This is a genomic window from Shewanella sairae (assembly GCF_023283535.1).
In the GTDB taxonomy this organism is placed as follows: domain Bacteria; phylum Pseudomonadota; class Gammaproteobacteria; order Enterobacterales; family Shewanellaceae; genus Shewanella; species Shewanella sairae.
Genome location: NZ_JAKILT010000011.1, coordinates 47,409 through 69,150 on the forward strand (window position 1 = coordinate 47,409; position 21,742 = coordinate 69,150).

General features: G+C 43.2%; 18 protein-coding genes. 10 read left to right on the top strand and 8 right to left on the bottom strand.

Going from position 1 to position 21,742, the window contains the following annotated elements; all coding sequences use genetic code 11:
* Nucleotides 1–193 precede the first annotated feature (193 nt).
* Complete coding sequence (locus L2748_RS06520) at nt 194–490, top strand: DNA polymerase III subunit epsilon (protein WP_220780261.1); 297 nt, start codon at nt 194–196, stop codon at nt 488–490.
* 98 nt (nt 491–588) lie between these two features.
* Here L2748_RS06520 and L2748_RS06525 read toward each other — a convergent pair whose 3' ends face one another.
* On the bottom strand, nt 589–1,890 hold the full coding sequence (locus L2748_RS06525) for an NAD(P)/FAD-dependent oxidoreductase (RefSeq protein WP_220780262.1): 1,302 nt from the start codon (nt 1,888–1,890) through the stop codon (nt 589–591).
* Between the two features lie 446 nt (nt 1,891–2,336).
* On the opposite strand from L2748_RS06525, the gene L2748_RS06530 reads away from it, so the two are divergent.
* The 3 genes from L2748_RS06530 to L2748_RS06540 all read left to right on the top strand — a co-directional run bounded on the left by L2748_RS06530 (nt 2,337) and on the right by L2748_RS06540 (nt 5,924).
* Nucleotides 2,337–2,690, top strand: a complete 354-nt coding sequence (locus L2748_RS06530; RefSeq protein ID WP_444544723.1) for a DUF2541 family protein — start codon at nt 2,337–2,339, stop codon at nt 2,688–2,690.
* Nucleotides 2,691–2,966: 276 nt separating this feature from the next.
* Nucleotides 2,967–5,192, top strand: coding sequence for a TonB-dependent siderophore receptor (locus L2748_RS06535; RefSeq protein ID WP_220780264.1), 2,226 nt, complete (start codon nt 2,967–2,969; stop codon nt 5,190–5,192).
* Nucleotides 5,193–5,252: 60 nt separating this feature from the next.
* The gene (locus L2748_RS06540) at nt 5,253–5,924 is read left to right on the top strand and encodes a Fe2+-dependent dioxygenase (RefSeq protein WP_220780265.1); all 672 of its coding nucleotides are present in this window, start codon (nt 5,253–5,255) and stop codon (nt 5,922–5,924) included.
* Nucleotides 5,925–5,951: 27 nt separating this feature from the next.
* Here the strand turns inward: L2748_RS06540 and L2748_RS06545 are convergent, their stop codons facing one another.
* On the bottom strand, nt 5,952–6,473 hold the full coding sequence (locus L2748_RS06545; RefSeq protein WP_220780266.1) for a hypothetical protein: 522 nt from the start codon (nt 6,471–6,473) through the stop codon (nt 5,952–5,954).
* A gap of 171 nt (nt 6,474–6,644) precedes the next feature.
* Between L2748_RS06545 and L2748_RS06550 the strand changes: the two genes are divergently transcribed.
* Nucleotides 6,645–6,932, top strand: a complete 288-nt coding sequence (locus tag L2748_RS06550; protein ID WP_220780267.1) for a DUF6482 family protein — start codon at nt 6,645–6,647, stop codon at nt 6,930–6,932.
* A gap of 25 nt (nt 6,933–6,957) precedes the next feature.
* Here L2748_RS06550 and L2748_RS06555 read toward each other — a convergent pair whose 3' ends face one another.
* Nucleotides 6,958–7,743 carry an AraC family transcriptional regulator gene (locus L2748_RS06555; RefSeq protein WP_220780268.1) on the bottom strand — a complete coding sequence of 262 codons (786 nt, stop codon included), beginning with the start codon at nt 7,741–7,743 and terminating at the stop codon, nt 6,958–6,960.
* A 102-nt stretch (nt 7,744–7,845) separates the two neighbouring features.
* Between L2748_RS06555 and L2748_RS06560 the strand changes: the two genes are divergently transcribed.
* Nucleotides 7,846–9,096 (top strand): MFS transporter, encoded by a 1,251-nt coding sequence (locus L2748_RS06560; RefSeq protein ID WP_220780269.1) that lies wholly within the window; start codon nt 7,846–7,848, stop codon nt 9,094–9,096.
* A 66-nt stretch (nt 9,097–9,162) separates the two neighbouring features.
* Here the strand turns inward: L2748_RS06560 and L2748_RS06565 are convergent, their stop codons facing one another.
* Nucleotides 9,163–11,226 carry a TonB-dependent receptor gene (locus L2748_RS06565; protein WP_220780270.1) on the bottom strand — a complete coding sequence of 688 codons (2,064 nt, stop codon included), beginning with the start codon at nt 11,224–11,226 and terminating at the stop codon, nt 9,163–9,165.
* A 141-nt stretch (nt 11,227–11,367) separates the two neighbouring features.
* On the opposite strand from L2748_RS06565, the gene L2748_RS06570 reads away from it, so the two are divergent.
* From L2748_RS06570 to L2748_RS06580, 3 genes are read left to right on the top strand one after another with little or no spacing between them, the layout of a single operon-like run.
* A complete protein-coding gene (locus tag L2748_RS06570; RefSeq protein WP_220780271.1) occupies nt 11,368–11,634 on the top strand; it encodes a hypothetical protein in 267 nt (88 codons plus the stop codon).
* Nucleotides 11,634–11,930: a hypothetical protein gene (locus L2748_RS06575; protein ID WP_220780272.1), complete on the top strand. Its 297-nt coding sequence runs from the start codon at nt 11,634–11,636 to the stop codon at nt 11,928–11,930. The genes L2748_RS06570 and L2748_RS06575 overlap by 1 nt, the downstream gene beginning before the upstream one ends.
* Complete coding sequence (locus tag L2748_RS06580; protein WP_220780273.1) at nt 11,927–13,534, top strand: PepSY-associated TM helix domain-containing protein; 1,608 nt, start codon at nt 11,927–11,929, stop codon at nt 13,532–13,534. The genes L2748_RS06575 and L2748_RS06580 overlap by 4 nt, the downstream gene beginning before the upstream one ends.
* Before the next feature lie 22 nt (nt 13,535–13,556).
* Here the strand turns inward: L2748_RS06580 and L2748_RS06585 are convergent, their stop codons facing one another.
* Nucleotides 13,557–14,624, bottom strand: coding sequence for a DUF2955 domain-containing protein (locus tag L2748_RS06585; protein ID WP_220780274.1), 1,068 nt, complete (start codon nt 14,622–14,624; stop codon nt 13,557–13,559).
* A 46-nt stretch (nt 14,625–14,670) separates the two neighbouring features.
* On the bottom strand, nt 14,671–15,738 hold the full coding sequence (locus L2748_RS06590; RefSeq protein ID WP_220780275.1) for an HlyD family secretion protein: 1,068 nt from the start codon (nt 15,736–15,738) through the stop codon (nt 14,671–14,673).
* Between the two features lie 100 nt (nt 15,739–15,838).
* Between L2748_RS06590 and L2748_RS06595 the strand changes: the two genes are divergently transcribed.
* Nucleotides 15,839–16,714: a LysR family transcriptional regulator gene (locus L2748_RS06595; RefSeq protein ID WP_220780276.1), complete on the top strand. Its 876-nt coding sequence runs from the start codon at nt 15,839–15,841 to the stop codon at nt 16,712–16,714.
* A gap of 150 nt (nt 16,715–16,864) precedes the next feature.
* Here L2748_RS06595 and L2748_RS06600 read toward each other — a convergent pair whose 3' ends face one another.
* Together L2748_RS06600 and L2748_RS06605 are read right to left on the bottom strand one after the other, a co-directional pair.
* Nucleotides 16,865–19,702 carry a TonB-dependent receptor domain-containing protein gene (locus L2748_RS06600; protein ID WP_220780277.1) on the bottom strand — a complete coding sequence of 946 codons (2,838 nt, stop codon included), beginning with the start codon at nt 19,700–19,702 and terminating at the stop codon, nt 16,865–16,867.
* 318 nt (nt 19,703–20,020) lie between these two features.
* On the bottom strand, nt 20,021–21,403 hold the full coding sequence (locus L2748_RS06605) for a Na+/H+ antiporter NhaC family protein (RefSeq protein WP_220780967.1): 1,383 nt from the start codon (nt 21,401–21,403) through the stop codon (nt 20,021–20,023).
* Between the last annotated feature and the right edge of the window lie 339 nt (nt 21,404–21,742).

Consider the following 21,742-nt stretch of genomic DNA (forward strand, 5'->3'; position numbering starts at 1 on the left):
GACTAAATCAAAAACACCAAAACTTAGCCATTTATTACTGTAAGCCAAAAACCTAACTAAAGCATAATACGTGGGGTTCACAGCACGTATTATGCTAAAATCCCCCATCAGCTTTATGAATGTGTAATAGATCTCATTTGTTTGACTGAAGGTAGTCAAATCCTACCGAAATAAACTTATGAGGATAAAAGATATGAAAAAATTAAACGCAGAACAACGCAAGGCTCGAGATAACGAACGCTTTGCACAACGGGTAGATGAACGCAGAACCAAGGGCGAAGATGTTGTTGCTTACGCACTTTCCAATGCAAAAGCCTATAAGTTTCTGACTAAACCAGAGAGATACGAGCTTAAGCAAAGACAAGCTGCACTGCTCAATGAAGTAAAATTATCAGCAGAAGAAAAGCTTAAACTTAGACAAGAGCAAGAGTTGCAGCAAATTGAAGCGACATTTGATACCGACGAAGACGGCTCAGCATCGAGCAACTAAAGCCCTGCAAACTTAGCTTGGTAAAAATCGAGCTAAAACAGTAAATAAAAAGGGAAGTTAAACTAACTTCCCTTTTTATTACTTTAACTTATTACACATTAATGTAATTTCATTCGTGGGCGCACCACGCGCATTACCTTTTCAGCGCACCACAGCGCAATAGTCTTAAAGGTACCGTGAATCGCTTGCTGATGCATACGATATAGCGAGATATACACCAAACGTGCAATCTTGCCCTCAACAAACATACTGCTTTTAGTTAAGTTCCCCATCAAGCTACCCACAGTGCTGTAACGTGATAAGTTTACTAATGAACCATGATCAACATACACATAGTCGATTAACGGCTCAGCTTTAAGCTCATTGAGAATATTTTTTTCAACACACTCGGCCATTTGGTGTGCAGACTGCGCACGCGGCGGCACAAAGCTACCATCAGCTTGTTGGCAAGCGCAGCAATCACCGATGACATAAATATCGTCGCTAACCGTACTTAACAGGTTTGGTTTAACCATGATTTGGTTGGCACGGTTTAACTCAAATAATCCGATATCTTTAATAAAGTCAGGTGCTTTTACCCCTGCAGCCCAAAGCATAATATTGGCTTCAATCAGCTTCCCCTCAGAAGTCACAAAGCCTGCGGCTGTCGCCTCGCTAATGCGGGTATTTTCCATCACATTCACGCCAAGCTTGCTCAGTTCAACTCTAGCTGAAGTGGCTATTCGCTCAGGTAATGCCGGTAAAATACGCTCACCCGCTTCAATCAAGTGAATATTAAGCTTATCGGCGGTCATCTTACTTAAGCCGTAAACTTTAAGCATGTCAGTTACATGATAGAGCTCAGCCGACAATTCAACACCGGTTGCACCACCGCCCACAATGGCAATATTAAGCTCATTGATACTTTCTGATTGGTGTACACGAGTAAAACTATCTAAAAGTGCATTATGAAAACGGTTAGCTTGCTGGTGTGAGTCTAAGAAGAAGCTGTTCTCTTTAACCCCCGGAGTATTAAAGTCATTACTGACACTACCGATAGCAATCACTAATTTGTCATACTGAATTTGGCGCTCAGGTAACATGACCTTACCCGCTTCATCAACTATCGGCGCGACCGAAATTGACTGAGTAGTCTCATCTAAGCCGCAAAAGGTACCAAGCTGAAATTGATAACCATGTTTGGCTGCATGAGCTGAATAAACCACGCCATCTAGCGCAGAATCAAGTGAACCTGTGGCGACCTCATGCAATAAAGGCTTCCAAATATGAGTTCGATTTCTGTCGACTAAAATAATCTGGGCTAGGTTCTTTTTCCCCAGTTTATGACCCAATTGGGTCGCCAATTCCAAACCACCAGCACCACCACCAACAATCACAATTTTTGGATTTGCCGATCTCATTATTTGATTCCTCACAAGGAGCTACTATCTTGGTCCACGATGGCTGCAATAGAGCTTGATACTAATTTAACGTTCACTGCTTTAATGATCATATGTTGACGCAAAACATGACCTAAGTCACGTTGAATAAATTCAATTTTATGACAAAAATCAGTTGATTTAACTGGCCAAACAAAAATAAGCAACAGCATTAGCAATGCCAATTCACAGTTAAATCGCATTAAATATAAGAAGTAGCAACAAGACCATCTTGAGCCCTGTTTACACAAAGCACTGTTCACTCACAATCCAAACTGAAAGATCAGTATCAAACGCCAAAAACTGCTAGCAAGATCAAAATTCATTCAAGATAAGCTAGCGCTAAAGCAAACAAAGCACTAATTTAGCCGCCCTTTAAAATCACTTATCAATATATGAATATGAAAACCTTTATCGCTAGCCTTATGATGGCTTTAAGTATGCTAACTATCAGCAATACAGCTATGGCTGATGAGCAAATTACTTTAGGTCGCACTATCTTATTAGGCAGCGGCGATCACGGCGCAAAAATCCCATTACTTATTTGCCGTAAAACAGATGCTATCCGCGTAAAAGCCGAGCGTGATCTAAATTTAGAAAAAATCAAAGTGACCTTCAACAATGGTCAAACTAAGACTATCCACTTCTACCGTGACCTAAAGAAAAACAAATACACCGACTGGCGTAAATTCGCTTACCCACGCTGCGTTAAAAAGCTTGAAGTATTTGGTAACTCTGACGGTTCAAAAGCTGGCGTAAAAGTACTAGGTCGCAAGAAGTAAAAACTAAACAAATGAAGGTGGGACATTCAGCCCGCCTTCTCTTCTTTCTATAAACCCGCATAAAACATTTCATATCACTTGGCAAAGTTACAGTGTGAACCACTATTTTACAGCTCAAAGTAAAACATAAATTTATTAAATACATAGCCTTACCACCCTAGATGTAAACAATGTGTAAAGCAAGGTTATTTGATTGACGCACTTATTGCTAATAATTATCATTCGCACCCCAACAAAAGGTTAACAAATATTTCATAATTAAAGAGTTTAAAAACCATGCCCCGACCCAAAGCCAACAAACAACATTTGCTGCATAGTGCGTTAGTTTCATCAATGCTGATCTCCGCCCCCGCTTTCGCCGCAGAGCAAGCATCTGCTGCCGAAAAAGCCTCAGCTAATGGCAATATCGAGCGAATTAAGGTTCATGGTCAGCGCGCCAACAAAATGAATCGCCAAGATCAAACCGTTACTAAGATGGATGTTGATCTAAAAGATGTTGGTCGCTCGGTGACCATTCTCGATGCTAAAGATCTTGAACTGCGCGCTATTGAAGATGTTAAACAGGCATTCAATTATGTCGCGGGTTTTAGAGGTAATGGCCCCGCCGATCGCACCTATAACGCTCGCGGTGTAAGCACTAAAATCGATACGGTTATGGTCGATGGTATGCGCTCTTTACAAGGTGGTGAAGGCGGTACAGGCTCGCGCTTACCAACCACATTTAATGCCGAGAGTGTCACCTTCTTGCGCGGCCCAGAAGCCTTACTGTACGGCGCTGGCGTGGGTGGCGGTATCATCAATATCATTACCAAAAAGCCGCAGGAGTTTAATGAAACTACCATTGGCGTTAGAAACAAAAGCTATTTATCTGACGACACGGGTTATTTTGAACGTAACGACACCAGCTTTAATTTAGATACTACAGGTTCAATTGCCGACAACAGCGATTACTTGTATCGCTTACTCGCCAAATACACCCCATCAGGTGATCACTTCCAAGAGCGCCGTGAGCAAACAGAGACCTTAGCGGATCTCGCCTTTACTTGGGTTGCTAGCGAAAACACCCGCATTACGCCGCGATTTGAATATGCCGATCGCCAACTAACCGGTGGCAGTGGCTACGCTGACGGTGTGTTTACCAGTAACTATTTTAGCGGTGATCTAAGTGAATATGGTGAGCCGATGAACCGCGGCCAATACTATGGTAGTGAAAAAGATAACGGTGACAACAACTCACAGAGCTTTAGCCTCAAAGTCGACCATGCCTTTAATTCTGAATGGGCACTAGCTGGCCAATATCGTTACAACAAAACCAAATCTAACGCGCTTGATCTGTATATTTCAGACAGTTCAGGCCTAGACAATGAAATTGGTGATGAGTTTATCGACCGTAAGTGGGTTTACAGCGCTGGTAATGATAGCTATCACTTGTTTGATATCAGTTTACAAGGTCGCTCACAGCTACTCGGTATGGAGCACCACGTGCTGCTTGGTTACAACTACCGTGATATGAAAGTTAACTTTGTGCGTAACTTCCAAAAGAATGATGACGCACTAGGTAAAAATATCATTTCAGTTGCTAACCCTGAAAACCAGTTAGTCGGCGAGATCCCAGCAAGTCTATTTGAGGTCAATGCCAGAGATAAAAATCAAACTGATACCAATATCTACTTTAAAGATCGCATAAAGCTCACCAGCAGTACTACCTTTGTCGCCGGTCTTGGCTATATAGCGCAAGAACAAACTGAGCAGCGTAGTGGCGAAACCTATAACAAGAAGTATGACGATATGATTTGGGATCTTGGTGTTGTCCAAGCCATCACTAAAGATATCAACTTATTTGCCACTATGAGCCGTGCTTACGAGCCTGTCAGTGCTCGTTATATTAGCCAATATGGTGTTGATGGCACTGAGTATTTACAGGTTGAAGGCTTTAACTATGAAGTGGGTGCCAAAGCAGATTTACTCAACGGTGACTTTACCGCTGCGCTAACCTTATTCAGTCTAGAAAGAGAGAATAGTACCGAGTTCGTTAGAGTTGACGACCAGTGGCAACTACTGCAAAACACTGGTAAAAGCTTCGAGTCGCAAGGTGTCGAAATAGATTCAACTTATTACCTTAACGACCATTACGACGTCACCTTAAGTTACGCTTACACAGACGCGCACAATACTATTGGTGAGTTTAAAGACGTACAAGTTAACAACACCCCAAAACATGCTGCAGCACTGTGGAACAACTTTAACGTAAACGACATGCTGTCGTTTAGCTTAGGTATTCGTTACGAGTCAGACAAAACTGATGGTAACGAACGTGAGTTCAATTTACCGAGTTATGTTGAGTTTGATGTCGGCGCTTACTACAAGCTAGACCAATGGCGCTTTGCTATGGTGCTTAACAATGCACTGGACAAAAACCGAGTTGAAGCAGGTGCTAACTGGGTTACCGTGCAGCCTAATACACCGCGTGCATTAAACCTTAGCGTCAATTACACCTTCTAACAGTAATTTGTACTGACGATAACAAGCCCATCATTTGATGGGCTTTATTGGGTAAAACTTATGATCCAAATAATTAATAATGTATTGAGTGCAGAACAAATCAATCGCTTGAAACAGACTATCGCTCTAGGCGAGTTTTATTGTGGTAAGCAGACCGCTGGCTGGCATGCCCAGGGAGTAAAAAACAACCTGCAATGGCAAGCGGCAGCCGAAGTGAACGAGGAATTACAGCTGAATTTATTGCAACACCTCACCCAGCATCCACAATTTAGTGCGCTAACCTATGCAAAAAAAATGATGCCATTTATTGTCAGCCAATCAACTGATAATGGTGGTTATGGCAATCATATTGATGATGCCTTAATGCACGGTGAGCAGATGGTCAGAACCGATATATCTTGCACTATTTTTCTTAGTGAACCTGAAGATTATGAAGGCGGTGAGCTAGTTATGAGTCTTGGGGTAGTTGAGTTGCCGTACAAGCTCAATGCTGGCGATGCGATAATTTATCCAAGCACCACATTACACAGAGTAAACCCTGTATCACAGGGTCAGCGCCTTGTTGCCTTGACTTGGATTGAAAGCTTTGTTTCAGGCTGTGAGCAAAGAGAGATGCTGTATGATCTTGATTGCGCCAGAAAATCCATTATGCAGCAACATGGAAAAAATCAAGAATTCGATTTAATCACTAAAACCCATGCAAACCTTTTACGCCGCTGGTCAACAACATAAATGGGTCTGCATGGTGATTGCAAACGCTTACTTTGTCTGACACTCGCTTAATAGCTGCTGGAAATGTGCGCCTAGATCTTGGCTAGCAAACTCTTCGCTAGCCGTGGCCATTTTTTGCAAGTGTTCAAGGCCTTTTTCAATGCCTTGATCGGCAATAATCTGCTTGGCGTACGCAGCGGCATCTGCGCCTTTTTGCATTAAGCTCGACATATTCTCTAAGCTAAAATCTTGCTCCATAAGCCCTTCAAGCTCACTCATTAACTCAGCGACCTTTGCCGACTCAACTAAAGCGCCTTCAACGTTTACTAGCTCACCTAGCGGATCCATCTCAAGTTTTCCCGCTACACAAGCTGCAACACTGCCAGCATCAGCACCTTTAGCTACGGCTTCAATGCCTTGGCTACGGATCTGTTCAATAACCTGCTGCAGCTGCTCATCTTTTGCTAACCAAGCTTGCTCTAATTGCTGCTTTTCATCGCCACCAAAATAACCACAACCACTTAAGCCAATCGCTAAAGCTACTGGAACCATAACCGTCTTAAACTGCATTTATATTCTCCAACAAATCAATGGCTAACCTGCCATGATGCTGAGTATACCTAGTTCTTCAAACACTGACTTTTAAACTTTATTAATCTTCACTAGAGAAAACAATCTGCTGAATTATTGAACCATTTAATAATCAGAGGCGTAGTGCACAAAAACGACAAGGAGCAAAGTATGAATAGTCCTCAGGTTACGCAATCTTTAGCATCTTTAAACGCCCAACCTAAAATCATTGGTGTAGCAGATGCCACTCACTATTTAGTTGGCAGTGTAGATGGCAATAACAACTTTATCGAACTCAATGAAGAGTCGAGTATTCAATGTGTATCGTCACTCGCTCAAGCTAATCAGTTACTTAGAAATCATCAGTATCAAACCGCAGAGCTTGAGTATCAAACGGCCTACGATGAAATGTGCGGTCTGCCTCACTGCGGCAGCTATAAAGAAACCATCAAGCTGTAAAACCTGATAACTCATTGGGCTAAAGTTATGGTTCTTTAAGCTTCATATATTGTTTTGGTGATTTACCTAAGGTTTTCTTAAAAAACGTAATGAAAGCGCTTACAGACTCATAACCTAGCTCATCGGCAATGCGCTGCACCGAATCGCCAGTGGAAAGCTTTTGCAGCGCAAGGACGATATGCAACTGTCCTCGCCAGCGGCCAAATGTCAGGCCAATTTCATTCTTAACCAATCGAGATAGTGTCCGCTCACTCATGGCAAACTCACTTGCCCATTGCCCTACTGTCCGCCTATCTTCTGGCGCTGATAATAAGCGATTCGCTATCGCTTTTAATCTAGGTTCTGCAGGAAGAGGAAAATCGAAATGCTCGGTTGGCATAGAGCGTAATTGCTCAATCAACACATCAACCAACTTATCGGTCGCACTGTGTTTGAGGTAGTTTTGCTCAACCTCAGTTAAATGGGCAATCAACTCTCTCAGCAGTGGTGTGACAGATAAGGTGCAACTTGATGCGGGCATCCCCTCAATAGCTGGATCGACAAACAACATGCACACATTGGCATTTTTAGAAACTTGATTACTGTGAGGAACCTGACTTGGGATCCACACGGCACAATTAGGCGGTACTATCCAGATTGCATCTGCAATTTTACACTTTACATAACCATTGAGGGCAAGCACCAACTGACACTTATGATGCTGATGAACTGGCGTTTCAGCATATTCTTGTTCAGCAACAAAGCGAGTAGCAACCACAGCTTGCGGATAATCATCGGAGTCAAAATTGATGGATGATGAGGTATCTAGCATGAAAACTTGACCGTTTTTAGCAATATAGAGTCACTATAGCTCAATACAGTAAGCAGTTAGAAGCGTAAGCTAGCGCACTTTATTATAATCATGAGACCTAATATGACTTCAGCGCATCCTGCTCGCTTTGCTAGCACTGGTTTTTTACTATTCGGCATATTGCTCATCGCTATCAGCTTACGTAGCCCTATTACCGGTGTTGGACCACTACTTGATGCCATAAGAGCTGAACTACACCTCTCGGCAACACAGGCCGGCATGTTAACCACTTTACCACTATTAGCTTTTGCTTTTTTCTCACCTGTGGCGTCAAAGTTAGGCGGCAAATTAGGCCTCGAGCAAGCATTAATGCTGTCATTACTATTTGTCGCAAGTGGACTGTGCGTGCGTTCATTTGGTTCTTCTAGCGCATTGTTTCTTGGTACCGTTATTATTGGTGCCGGTATTGCCTTTGCTAATGTGCTGTTACCTAGCCTAATTAAGCGCGACTTCCCAACCCAAATTACCACCATCACCTCAATATATGTGTTAATGATGGGGGCAGGTTCTGCTATCAGCGCCAGCTTAGCTATTCCACTAACAGGATTTGCTGAACGCTTGTCGATTAATGTGATCCCTAGTTGGGCCCTTGCACTGGCGAGCCTAGTCATATTTCCTATTATTGCGATGCTTGTATGGCTACCACAGTTAAAACGTCATACATCACCAAGCAAAGACACTCAGAAACTGGAAAGCCATAGTTACCTTTGGCGAAACAGCAGCGCATGGCAAATAACCCTCTTTTTAGCTCTGAATTCGTTCCTGATGTATATCTTTATTAGCTGGCTGCCAACGATTTTGGTCGACAAAGGCTATAGTCATCATCAGGCAGGCGTTATCCATGGTGTATTACAGCTATTTACTGCCGTTCCCGCTTTAGTGCTTATTCCGTTTATGGGAAGAATTAAAGATAAGCGCTTGCTTACTTTAGCTCTAACTCTTATGGCGTGTGTCGGCATCATCGGGCTGTTGCTGATACCATCTCAGGCAATGATCTGGGGAATGTTGTTTGGCTTTGGGGCTGGCGGCGGTTTTATTGTTGCACTTGCTTTAATTAGTCTACGTACGTCAAGCGCCTATCAGGCTGCAACATTGTCAGGCATGGCGCAGTTCATAGGCTATCTGGTTGCAGCGACTGGCCCAATGATAATGGGTGAGATTCATGAGCAAACGGCTAGCTGGCAACTCCCTTTAATGATTTGCGCGGTATGCAGTTTATTTTGGGGCGGTTTTGCCTGGCTCGCGGCAAAAGATGAGGTCATTACCTCATGCGAAGAACCGCTATCGTTAGCTGCATCCGAAAGCCTCTCGTAGATTTTATGCTTTTACAGCAATAAAAAAGGAAGCCGAGGCTTCCTTTTTTTAACAATAAATTAGCGATTAAAAGCTATACATCACTGACACACCAATATTGCGAGGGTCAACGACAGCTGCGTAACCATGATCATAACCACGCCCCGGCGGCTCGTTGACTGTCAGTGCTTTTTCATCAAACAGGTTGTTTACAAAGGCACTTATACGCCATTGTTCTGTTTGGTAATCAATATTTAAGCGGCTTACGATGTAATCACCTGCAACTCGCTCAGGCGTATTGGCAATATCCGCAAAATACTCATCAACATAATTGCCTGATACACCAAAGGTTATTTCATCATTAAACCAATATTTTAGTCCTAAGTTAGCGGTAAAATTGGGCGCTGAATTTAGCTCATTGCCAATAATGTCACCATAGCTTGGATCGGCTTGTTTGATCTCAGACTCTAACCAACCCGCACCAGATACTAACTGCCAGTCACTGCCCAACATCGCAATAAACTCTAGCTCTAAACCATAGGTGACGGCTTTATCAATGTTAGTGATCCGGCGAAGGCTGTTTGAAGCTTGGTAACCGTCATAGCCGTTATAGAACAAGTTAGCATTTAAGCTAACGTTACTATTATCGAAACTACTACGTGAACTGAGCTCATAGGTATCAACCGACTCTTCATCGTAATAGTAGTAATCACCACCACCCGGCGTCAGCGCTAGTGCACCACCACCAGCGTTATAGCCTTGGCGACCACTTAAGGCTAACGTTGTGCTCTCACTCAAACCGTATTGCAGCACAAGCTTAGGTAAAGCAACGGTTTTGGCTTTATCTAGGAGCTCATCAACGGCGCTGCCACGAAACTGCATGGCAAAGTTTCGAGTTTGCTCGTCGCGCATCACCCGACCACCCGCGGTTAACCACCACTTGTCAGCCAATGCATAGGTCAGCTCACCATAAACCGATGATGAAGTGCTGCTGTCGTCACCACCATAACTAAAGCCGCCGACACTGCTAAAATCTTGTTCCCGCTTGTAATAAGCAAGGCCAACAAAACCATTGAAATCTCTATCGTTTAAACCAAAGCTGTACTTACCATCAACCGTGTAGCTTTTATCATTCATTGCCACTGTAGCTTCGTCTGTGGCAATGGGCTCGTAAGAGTCAAAGCCCCAATCGTAATCCATATAAGCGACCAGCAGATCTAATGCTTGGCCCTCGCTAAGCTGGTAATCAAAGTTGACTGAATGAGTACTTGATTTGGTTTTAATATAACGTTGAAAAATTGGCTCATAAGCCCAAGGGTCGTCACCTTTAAAGTAGTTACGCCCAGAGTCGCCACGTTCATCGTTATAAGCAAAACTGTATTGAATGCTTAAGTCTTCAAGCCCTGCTGGTTGCCACAACAGCTTGCTGCGCCAGCGATTGGTATCTAATTCATTTTGGTCGAAGGTTTTTGGGTTGGTTGAGTAAACTTCACCTTTATTGTAGGTGTTACCCGTTACATTTTGGCCAGTGATACGAAATGCTAATTGGTCGTCCAGAATCGGGCCCGACAACATCACTGCGCTATCGACAAAGCTATCTTGGTCACGATAGCCTATGCGCGCCGCTCCCTGCCAGTCAAAGGTTGGATCGGCGGTTTTAATAAATACCGTGCCACCAATGCTATTGCGACCATTAATGGTTGATTGTGGGCCGCGAAATACTTCAATTTGCTCAATATCCCAAAGACCTGTATCACCAGTAAGGTCAGCAACAAAAGGCTCTGCTACGCCATCAACTAAGGTCGAAACACGAGCTTTAGCACCACCAGTAAAAGAGTTAAAACCTGTCGCGCTACCATTACCCGTTACACCACGAACATCAGGAACCGCACCAGTGGTGACCACTATGTTCGGCACTTCTGACAACGCAGCTGAAACAGACTGATATTGACCACTATCTAAGGTCTCCTTATCAATAACCGCAACTGATGAAGTGGTATCTTTTAGGCTACGCTCAACCTTTTCACCATATACAGTAATCACTTCAATCCCTGCATCAGGCACCATATTGTCAGCATAAGCTGGCGTAAAAATAGGACTACATAAAATAGCAGTGACAACAAGATTTCTTCTATACACCCTTAATTCCATGGGTTACCTCTAGTTACAGTTAGTATCAATTTGTTGCGGCAACAATTTACAGTAAATGATAATGACTCGCAATTGCGAACAGTTCACATTTACATTACCATTTACACAAATCTGAAATATTGATCACAAGAGAGGAAACAAATGGAAGGGTTTCAACTAGCCGCGGTTATTCTGACAATCATTGGTAGTGGACTGATTTACGCCACTAGCAAACATCAGCGCTTGCTACGAAAACCTCAACCTAAGGTGTTAGCTTGGTTAGGCGCTTGCCTGCTGTTATTTGCACTATTAAGTTGGTGGCAACTACTTACCCCCACGGCCGCAATCTTTACTTGGCTATTTACAGCCATGACCTTGTTAATCGCTCTGCCGCTTTCCACCTTATTTGATAGCCGAGAAGAGTGCTAATGCCAAGTGTTCAGCAACACAAAATTCAGCCTCATTGGTGGCGCAAGAGCTTTATAGCCCTCTTTTTAGGCTTAGGTTTTGCTTACGGAAGCGTTGCCCTGTTTGCATGGTTCGGCCCAGGTGGTATCGATGCACCGGTCAAGGTGCAGTTCAATATGTGGATGATTAGCTTGATCTGGTTGCCAATTTTGGCTGGCGTATTTCTATTTCGCAGTGCTAAAAGCGCTTTTATAACCTTATTAGGTGCGAATGCACTGGTTTATTCAATTTTTGCTTTTTTGTGGTGGTTACAATGAAAATTCGCTCAGATGTATTGCGAACTTATCAATCGATTCATACTTGGACAGGGATCACCACAGGACTGCTATTATTCATCGCCTTTTTCGCCGGTGCACTCACCATGTTCAAGCCGCAAATTGAACAATGGGCAACCCCACCGCACACTCAGCTAAGCCCAATCGCACAGCAAGATTACGATCAATTAATTAGCAAAGCCGTTAATCAATACGACAAGGCCGCCGATGGTTTTAAGGTCAATTTTACTGCAGATTTATCGCCACTCACATGGTTTGAGAAAGGCGGCGGACGCGGCTTTAGACTCGATGATAGTTTACGCCATGCAACATTAGATGATGACGGCAATATTACGACTCAACTCAGTACTACCAATGAGTTAGGCGAGCTTATCGATCAGCTACATCGCACCGCGGCGATCCCCGGCAAGCTTGGTCATGAAGACATTGGCGTGTTGATTTTAGGCCTAGCGGCGCTGCTTTACTTTATTGCTTTAGTATCTGGGGTCATTGTATTACTGCCAACATTAGTCAAAAGCTTATTTGCGTTACGACAACATAAAGGTGCCAACCGCTTTTGGTTAGATAGCCACAACCTCGTTGGTGTGGTTAGCTTGCCATTTCACCTCATCATAGCCTGGACTGTAGTGGTGTTTGCTTTTCATGACCCTTTTTATGGTGGGCTGCAGCAGGTTTATGGCGAGCAAGCTATGTTTGAGCCAAGAGCAAAGTCAGATATAGAGTATTCCGTCACTCAGTTACCTTCAATTAATGAGCATATCGAATGGGTTAATCAGCTAGCAAGTGATTACCGAATCAAGAGCATGGAATACGATAAGTTATCTAGCACCACGCCCTCGCTTGCGGTGGAAGTGGTTGCCAATGACCGAGTGATGCGTGGTGGCTATAGCGATTACATTTATCTAAACCCCTATACCTACAAAATTGAATTTAGCACTGTTCATCAAGCAAAAGACGGTCCATATGGCGATATCGTTAATAGCTTTTTTGCACTGCACTTTGGTAATTATGGCGGCGGATTTACCCGTTGGGTTTACTTCAGTCTTGGTTTGCTAGGGGCATTTTTATTTTACAGTGGCAACCTACTTTGGCTTGAAAAGCGACGTCAAAAACAGCCGCAGCAAAAACGCTCAGTACGCTTTATGGCATCACTCACCATTGGCATCTGTTTAGGCTCCATGCTTGGAGTGAGTAGCGCAATCCTTGCAACTAAATGGTTGTATTTGTTCAATGAGCAGATTAACCAACACTATTTAAGCTGTTATTACCTGGTTTTCTTTGCCGCGCTTATCTATAGCTTTGCACGAGGGGCTGCCGTTGCAGCAATTCACCTACTCAAACTGCTGGCACTGAGCTGCCTGTTAATCCCAATAAGCTCGCTATTAACCCTATGGGTGCCGGGACTAACTTCTTGGGCGCCAGCTGACTTTAGTGGAGGATTAATTGAGCTAATGGCTTTACTGTTTGCTGGGATCTTTTACTTAGCAGCAACAAAAGCACAGCTCCGCAGTACACAGGGAGAGCCCAATAGTATTTGGGCTGTCGAACCTAAAGCAAACAGCAAGCTAGTGGTTAATGAGGTCTGATTTATCACAAAGTATTAGCCGCTTATCGTGTTACCGAACAAGCGGCTAATGACTTAAACCTGACCACCCGTACTAAAAAGTGGTGCACCAGCCATATCAATAGTGAAGTCACCACCACAGCCACAACAATAGAGCTAAAGCGATAACAGATTGAGAAAAAGGCATCTTGTTGCTCAGGCACAAAACTACTGGTTAACGGCACCGTAAGTGCAGACATTGCCGAAAAGCCAATTCCCGCTTTTATGCCACCCATCGCCAGCCAACGACAAAAAATAGCCGCAGCAATAGCAAAGCCCAACAAAAACAAAATCATATTGTTCGCTAGGCTATATAAAGTCAGCTGTAATATCATCCCAGCTAAACAGCCTAGAAAAGTGCCTAGGATTCTAATTTTGGCCACAGCCATAGAGCCGATAAACGTCATTGGCGCTAACACTATCAATATTGACGCTTGCGCTGATAGCGAGTCATTTAGATCGGCTACCTGAAACAAAATAAATGCCGCCATGGCAACTATCCAACCAAGCGCCGCTTGCCTGACCATGCCTAAATGATCTTTACGTTGATTGTCATTATGGGTTTTCGCTTGATTTTGGTTTGCTAAATGCGACAAAGGCTGAGGATTGCAAGGCTCTGGAAACAGGTAAAATGCCAGTGCGACAACGGGCCCAGTTAACAATGCAGATGCCACCAGCCCCATCACAAAGTCTTCTAAATCAAAGCCCTGATAACTGCCATAGTTGAGCAGGATTGAGCCCATCAGTAACCCAACATAACCAAACAGATAGCTGCTTTTATGGGTCATAGCGATGCACTTACACAGCAGCATAATTGCTACCACTAGCGTCATTAACAAGGGGTACGGCTGAAAGAAACCTATGATGAAGGTCACTTGGATACAAACCCAAATAACAGCAATCACTAACTGCGCTATTAAGCCGCTATTCCACCTATCAATTTGAGTTAACACAAACATAGGCAGCAATGCAGCAAACATGCCATTTGACCAGCCAAACACTAAAGTGACAGCGAGCCCAAGCACAGTACCAAACCAGATCCGTTGAGTCTTTAATAAGGTTTCTTGCTGCACAACAATCTCCTTCTTCAGCTAAAAATCATTAGATTAAGCAATGGATTTAATAGATATAGTGCAGCAGGCTAACAAGGTGAATTTGGGCTTTTGCAAGCAAGCCCCATAGCCAGTTTTCACTAGGGTACAGCACTACCGTCGCGCGGGAGCCGACAAATAGTGGCTTAGGTAACGCATGCTCGCTAGCAAGGTTAATTCTGACTCGCTGAGCATCTCTGACCCAACGATTATTGACCTCTACCTGAGTCAATTGCCCATTTGGGCTTTGCTGCGCCGCCGCTACGCCAAAGTCTCGACTTTGCACATTAAAAATAAATACCTCCCCCGGAAAAGCATCAAATGCCACTAACCCTTTTGACTGCTTGTTGATCTTAGCCACAGCCTTTTCTCGAAAGTCAGCCGCTACCCACAACGAATCGTTAGGAATGAAAGTCAGTAGAGGCATGTTTGCGTTGGCTGTACTGCCGACTTCAAGCTGCAGGTTAGTCACCACCCCATCACTTGGCGCAAACACTTGTGTATGAACAAGATCTAGCTTGGCCTGCTTGAGTGCATTTTGCGCCGCACGAACGCCGTTACTCTGTCCCGGCGCACGACCAAGCTGCACCTTAAGAGCCAGCAATTCTTGCTTAGCAGCATCGAGGCTTGAACGTGAGGCATTATTATCGGCTAAGGCGTTATCTAACATAGAAACAGACACCAACTGCCGCTTAGCTAACTGACTAATACGTAAGTACTCGCTATTGGCATTATCAAACACCGCTTTACTGGTTGCCACATTGGCTGTTGCTGCAGCGACTTTTGCGTACATGGCCTGCTCTTGCTCAAAAGCTTGTTCCAGTGTGAGCTGCGCTTTCTCGACAGCTAGCTGGTATTTTTGTTTATCGATGCTAAAGAGCTTATCGCCCTTACTGACCTGTTGATTATTCTCAATCTGCACAGCAACAACCGTACCAGTGACCTCAGAAGCCAATTGAATCACATAGCCCTGCACCCTGCTTTCAGTGGTTAACGGCGCATAACGATCTGCAATTACGATATAGCCGACCAAAATAACAAAAAGAATAATGAGGCTTTGCATCCAACGACGAAAAGCATGTTCTGCGGTTTGCATGAATAAATCCAAGGTCAATCTGAGGGCTGCGTAGTATAGATATTACTAATTAGATTAAATAGAATGATAAATAGGCCGCTTACAACCTACAGGTAGGACAATGAATATTAGTATGGATGACTTACAGCTATTTGTACTGACTGTGCAGCATGGCGGGATCAGCGCCGCAGCTAAACAGCAATCCTTACAACGTTCAAAAGTCAGCAGACGCTTACAAGAGCTAGAAAAGTCATTAGGTTGCCAGCTACTCATTCGCACCACACGTAAGATAGAGCTCACTGAAAATGGCCGTTTACTGTATCAGCAAATCAATCAACCTTTAACGGGTGTCGCCCAAGCAGCCAAGTTACTCAGTAATCAACAAAAGTCAGTACAAGGCGTGTTAAGAGTGGCGGTACCTGCCGCACTTATTACCTCAAATATGTTCGCTCTCTTATTAGAAAAGTACCTTGAGCAATTTGCAGACGTACAGCTAGAGGTTCTGCATTGCCAAGAGAGCATTGATCTTAAGAGACAAAATGTCGATATTCAGATCTTACCCGATGGGGTAAAAGTGCAGAACGAGGACTATGTGCAGCAAACACTGCTGCGTTTTCCCAGCAGTTTAATTGCCTCACAGCAATACCTGCAAAGTCATCCAAGTATCACAGAGCTTAGCGAGCTTACTCATCACCCACTGATGGTTAGTCGTTATAATCAGGCATCTCTACCTGATAACCTCACCCTGAGATTATGCTCCGATGATCTACGTTTAATTCAGCATATGGCGACCACAGGCAAAGGTGTAGCCTTACTACCGACCATCTTAGTCAAAGATGCGCTGCAATCAGGCGAGCTTGAAGCAATACTGATTCACGAAAAACTTCCAGAGATAAAGCTGACACTCATCTACCCTTCTAAGCAATTTTTGCCAGAAAAGAGCCGCGCATTAATTAAGTTACTCAGAGAGACCTTCAGCGAGAATAATATTCGCTAAATAGAGTGAAGCAATTTTTATATTGATTGGCTTATATCAAACAAACCTTAAACCTTAAACGACTATTCATAGACGAAAAAAAACCAGTAGCAATGCTACTGGTTTTTATCACTCTTCATACTTATACAAGTGAGCTAGTACTCGCTTAAATTAAAGCTTGTAGTTAGCGCCGAGGAAGAATGCACGACCGTTAGTGTCGTAGTAGCCGTCGCCATCGTAAACATATGGGTTACGTGGTGGTGCTTTATCAAACGCATTCTTCACACCGAAACGTAGAGAGAAGTCATCGTTAAAGGCATAAGAACCAGTGAAGTCCCAAACTGTGTGCGATGGAATATCGTTATAGTTGTTGTTCTCTGGCTTCCACTCGTTATCAGCAACAGCTGAATGACGGTAGTTAGATCTCGCTTCTAAGCTAAGCGCATCATACTTCCAACCTAAGCTAAACATCGCCTTCCAACGTGGGTTTTCATACTCACCTACATCAACTTGTAGATCGTCAGCAAAACCTGTTGGGTTTTTCTCCCACTGTTCTAGGTAAGTCGCGATTAAATGAACACGGAAATCACCAAAGCTGTCAGTTGGAATGTTGTACTGACTTTCAATATCTAGACCTTTAACGTCAAATGAAGCTGAGTTAATAGGGCTCTGTACGAAGTCTATGATATCGCCAGTCGCTGCATCACGAGTAAATAGATCACAATATGGATTATCTAGCGACTCTGAGTCGTAGCAATAGCGTACTGCAGTACCCACTTGAACGTATTCAATTGCCTCAGTGATTTCAAATGCCCAGTAATCAACGGTAATTGAGAAACCTTCAAGATAGTTAGGTGTATAAACAGCACCAATTGTATAGTCATTTGAGGTTTCAGGTGTTAGATCAGGGTTACCTGCGTTATATCCAGGGTGGTTGCTTAAATACCAAGAATCACTAGGGTTCCAGCCAGCAGGTAAACCTGAAGCTTGACAGTTTTTCTTACGGTTATCATCTGGACCAAGCTCTACGTTAATATTGTCACAAACATCGGTAAAGCTAGCAAAAGTTTGACCTGCAGGACTAAACAATTCACCAATGTTAGGTGCACGTACTGATTTAGACTTAGTCGCACGTAAACGTAAATCTTCAATTGGTGCCCAGTTTAGGCCGATTTTCCAAGCATCGTCTTGACCAGCAGTGCTGTAATCCATCCAGCGATAAGCAAGATCTAAAGCTAAATCGTAAGCTAGGAACTGATCTGATAAGAGAGGAATGCTAAATTCAGCTGCAAACTCACTAACATCATATTCACCACGCATTGGGTTAGCTGTGTTACCAAAAATAGTACCGTCAACTAACGCTTGATCTGGGTTAGTTTCAGACTCTTCTTTACGGTAATCCGCACTGAATGCAGCGCTTACATAACCTGCTGGTAAATCAAATAAAGCACCACTAACAACTAGACCCGCACTAGTTTGGGTTGTTTTAGCTGTTTGACCTGCACTTGTGCTAACCCAGTTAATTGCTTCTTGGCTAGCTTGATTCTCGCCTAAAAGGTTTAGTGGCACACAGCCTGCTGCGCGAGCATCGGCATCACGACATACTATGCTGCCATCGTCTGCAAAAATTGCATCTTTAGCTTGATCATAACGATCGCCCCAAATCTCGCCGCCCCACACAGTCGTTTCTTTTAATTGACCGCGCTGCGCATGGAAAGAATAATCCCAATCATCACTAATCACACCTTCAATCCCGACAAGGAAACGCATAGTTTCACGGTCTTGATTATAGGTACGGTTACCAAACTCTCTATCGATACGGTAGAGGTTAAACTGATCCATGCCCGTTTCAGCCATTAGCTGCTTTGTTTCTTCAGGTAAAAATGCGTTATCAGCCTGAATATAATTACGAGTGTGGAATACCGGTGTGCTTTCACCATTAGATGAGTAATCTACATAGGTAATTTCACTAAACAACTTATGGTCATCATTGAGTTCATAGTCGGTATTTAAGGTAAATACCATACGATCGAGTGGGGTACGCACTAGACCGTAATCCACTGGATCATAACCTTCACAGCTAGGACCACAATAGTTGCCATTAGTACCAGGACCTTCAATTAGACCTTCACCATAGTCAAACTCTTTCATGGCACCGTTTTTATCGAAAGTGTACTGACCGCCATCTCCAGCAAAGAATGTTCCGGCTTCATTAAGCCAAGATAGTGGCTTACGGCCTTCATAAGGAATACGTGCAGGTGCACCTTCAGAAGTATCAGGATTATAAATACTGGTAACAGGGTTATCTAAAAAGTCGCGGTCAGTATTGCGTAACTCTTTTTGTTCTGCATAGGTGAAGTTAAATATCGTAGATAATTTATCATCTAAGAAGTTACCACCTGCAGTAAGTGAGAACTGACTTTCTTCACCGCCGCTTTGCTCAGGCTGAGTGTAGGAAGCATCAAGCTCAACACCTTGAATATCTTTACGAGTAATAATGTTAATTACACCAGCAATCGCATCAGAACCATATACAGCTGATGCACCACCAGTAATCACTTCCATACGGGCAACCATAGCGGTTGGGATAGTATTTAAGTCGACAGCAGAATCACCATTAGAACCAGCAACAAAACGACGGCCATTCACGAGAACAAGTGTACGGTCTGAACCTAAACCACGTAAATCGGTTTTGTTTAGTCCATTAGCAAAAATAGTATTATTAGAGGTTTCTGGAGAGATACCTACTGTTGATGATGGAAGTTTATTCAAGATATCGGCTACGTTAGTAATACCCATATCCATCATTTCTGCACCAGTAATAACAGTAACTGGTGTAGGAGATAACTCCCCTATTCGCTTAATTTTAGAACCTGTTACTTCGATTCTTTCAATACCATCACCTGACTGTTCTTCAGCATAAGCTACGGCACTTGTCATTAACGCTGCGCTAGAGGTTGCAATCAATGCAACTCTTACAGCATTAGATAAACTGCTTATTGACGTCATTATTAACATTCCCTTTGTTGATTAAGAACCCAATTTCTTTTGATTGAGTTTCTTTTTAACCAGATACCCCAGCTAAATTCAGCAACAAAATTACAACTTTATTACTACTCAGTCAACATTTTGTTTCAATTCAAAAAACAAATACCAACATAAGTTTCAGCGCAAACTTATAGATAAAGCTTTAAGCTCGATTCAAATCACCATTAATTAGCAACATCCATATAAACAAAGCCTTAAGTAATAGAATCAATCAAAAAAAAGGCCGCACTGAGATCCGTGCGGCCCTTTAAAGCAATAAATTATTAAGTCTTTACAGCATTATGCCATTAGTAAGAAGCCGACAAATGTCATACCCGCCGCAAGCAATGCGTATGGTAATTGAGTCACCGCATGGCTAACTAAGTTACAGCCAGAGCCTTGAGCGGCTAATACCGTAGAGTCGGAGTAGAAACACGCCTGACTACCAAATGATGATGCCGACAATAACGCACCAATCACCAACGGAATATTAGCATCAACAGATTGCGCCAACGGCATAACAATCGGAATTGATACTGCAAAAATACCCCAGCTTGAACCCGTTGCGAATGCCAAAATCGACATACTCAGGAAAACCACTGCAGGTAATAATTGCGGCGTCATAAACGGACTTAAGCTCTCAATCACGTACTGCGGCAGCATTAATTTATCGCATACATCTTTAAAGATGAAGGCAGCGATAACGGTACCGATTGCTGGCAACATATTCTTAAAGCCATCAATCATTTGCTCCATCATCTCTGACAAAGGCATCAGCTTTTGTAAACCGTAGTAAGGCAAAGTCACCGCTAATGTGGCAATCAAACCTTTGAGAACGTCGATATCAAAATAAACAGTAAAGCCAACCAATAACAAGATGGGTACAAAGAAGTTATGTAGCTTACCGCCCGTTTCAGCGTGTTTAAACTCATCTTCAATGGCTTTAAGCGCATATTCATCTGAAGTTTGTACTTCATCTAAGTCCACTTGTTTAATTGCTGGTTCACCTTGAGCTGCGGCCAGCTGCGCTTTTTTCATTGGACCAAACGCAGGCACTATGCCCAAAATAACCAGCAATACCATAGCAACGGCAAGCCATGCGTAAAGCATGTACGGAATAGCCTGCATATAAACAGCAATGCCTTGGCCTTCGGCTGCAATGCCGTTATCAACTAACAAACCACCAAAGAATACTGCCCAGGTCGATAAAGGAACCAGCACACAAACTGGTGCAGCTGTTGAGTCGACCACATAAGCTAGCATCTCACGTGATACCTTAAACTTATCGGTTACTCGCTTCATGGTTGAACCAACGGTTAACGCATTGAGGTAGTCATCAATAAAGATAATCGCGCCTAAAATAAAGGTCATAAACAGCGATGATTTTTGCCCATTGGCAAATTTTAGCGCATAACGACCAAACGCCATTGAGCCACCTGTACGCACAAGTAGAGCAATCAAGGCACCAAAGCCACCACAAACTAGAATCAGCCAACCGATGGTTTCATCGGCCATCACCGACAAAGAGGTATCTGCGAAATTAGTTAGCAAATTCTGCGGGTCATACATGACCAAGCCAACTAATGCTCCGATAATCAAAGAGAGAATTGGGCGGCGTAGCACAATTGCTAACACCAATACCACCACTGGTGGTATAAGACTTAAGGCTGTCGGTTCTGACATGCGCTAATGTCCTTATAATAAAGTGCCAAAATGGCAATTAATCACCAAACTTACACAATTATTTGCGAAGTTTAATTGCTGCTCTACCGTTGAGATACCTGCCGATACCTTGAATTTTACGGGCAATATTTAGCGCCCTAGTAAAAACATCGCGCAGAAAATAATCCCCATTTGCCCCTGAGTCAATAATAAATATCCCCTGGGAGTGAATTTTTATAGCCCTAGCTTGAAATAAAAGCCCAAACACATGAAAACATTAACTTAAATATCATTAAACTCAACAACAAATTGTAGACGTTTTTGACTGAAAAACAGCAAAATCTCAGCAAGAATTAATCA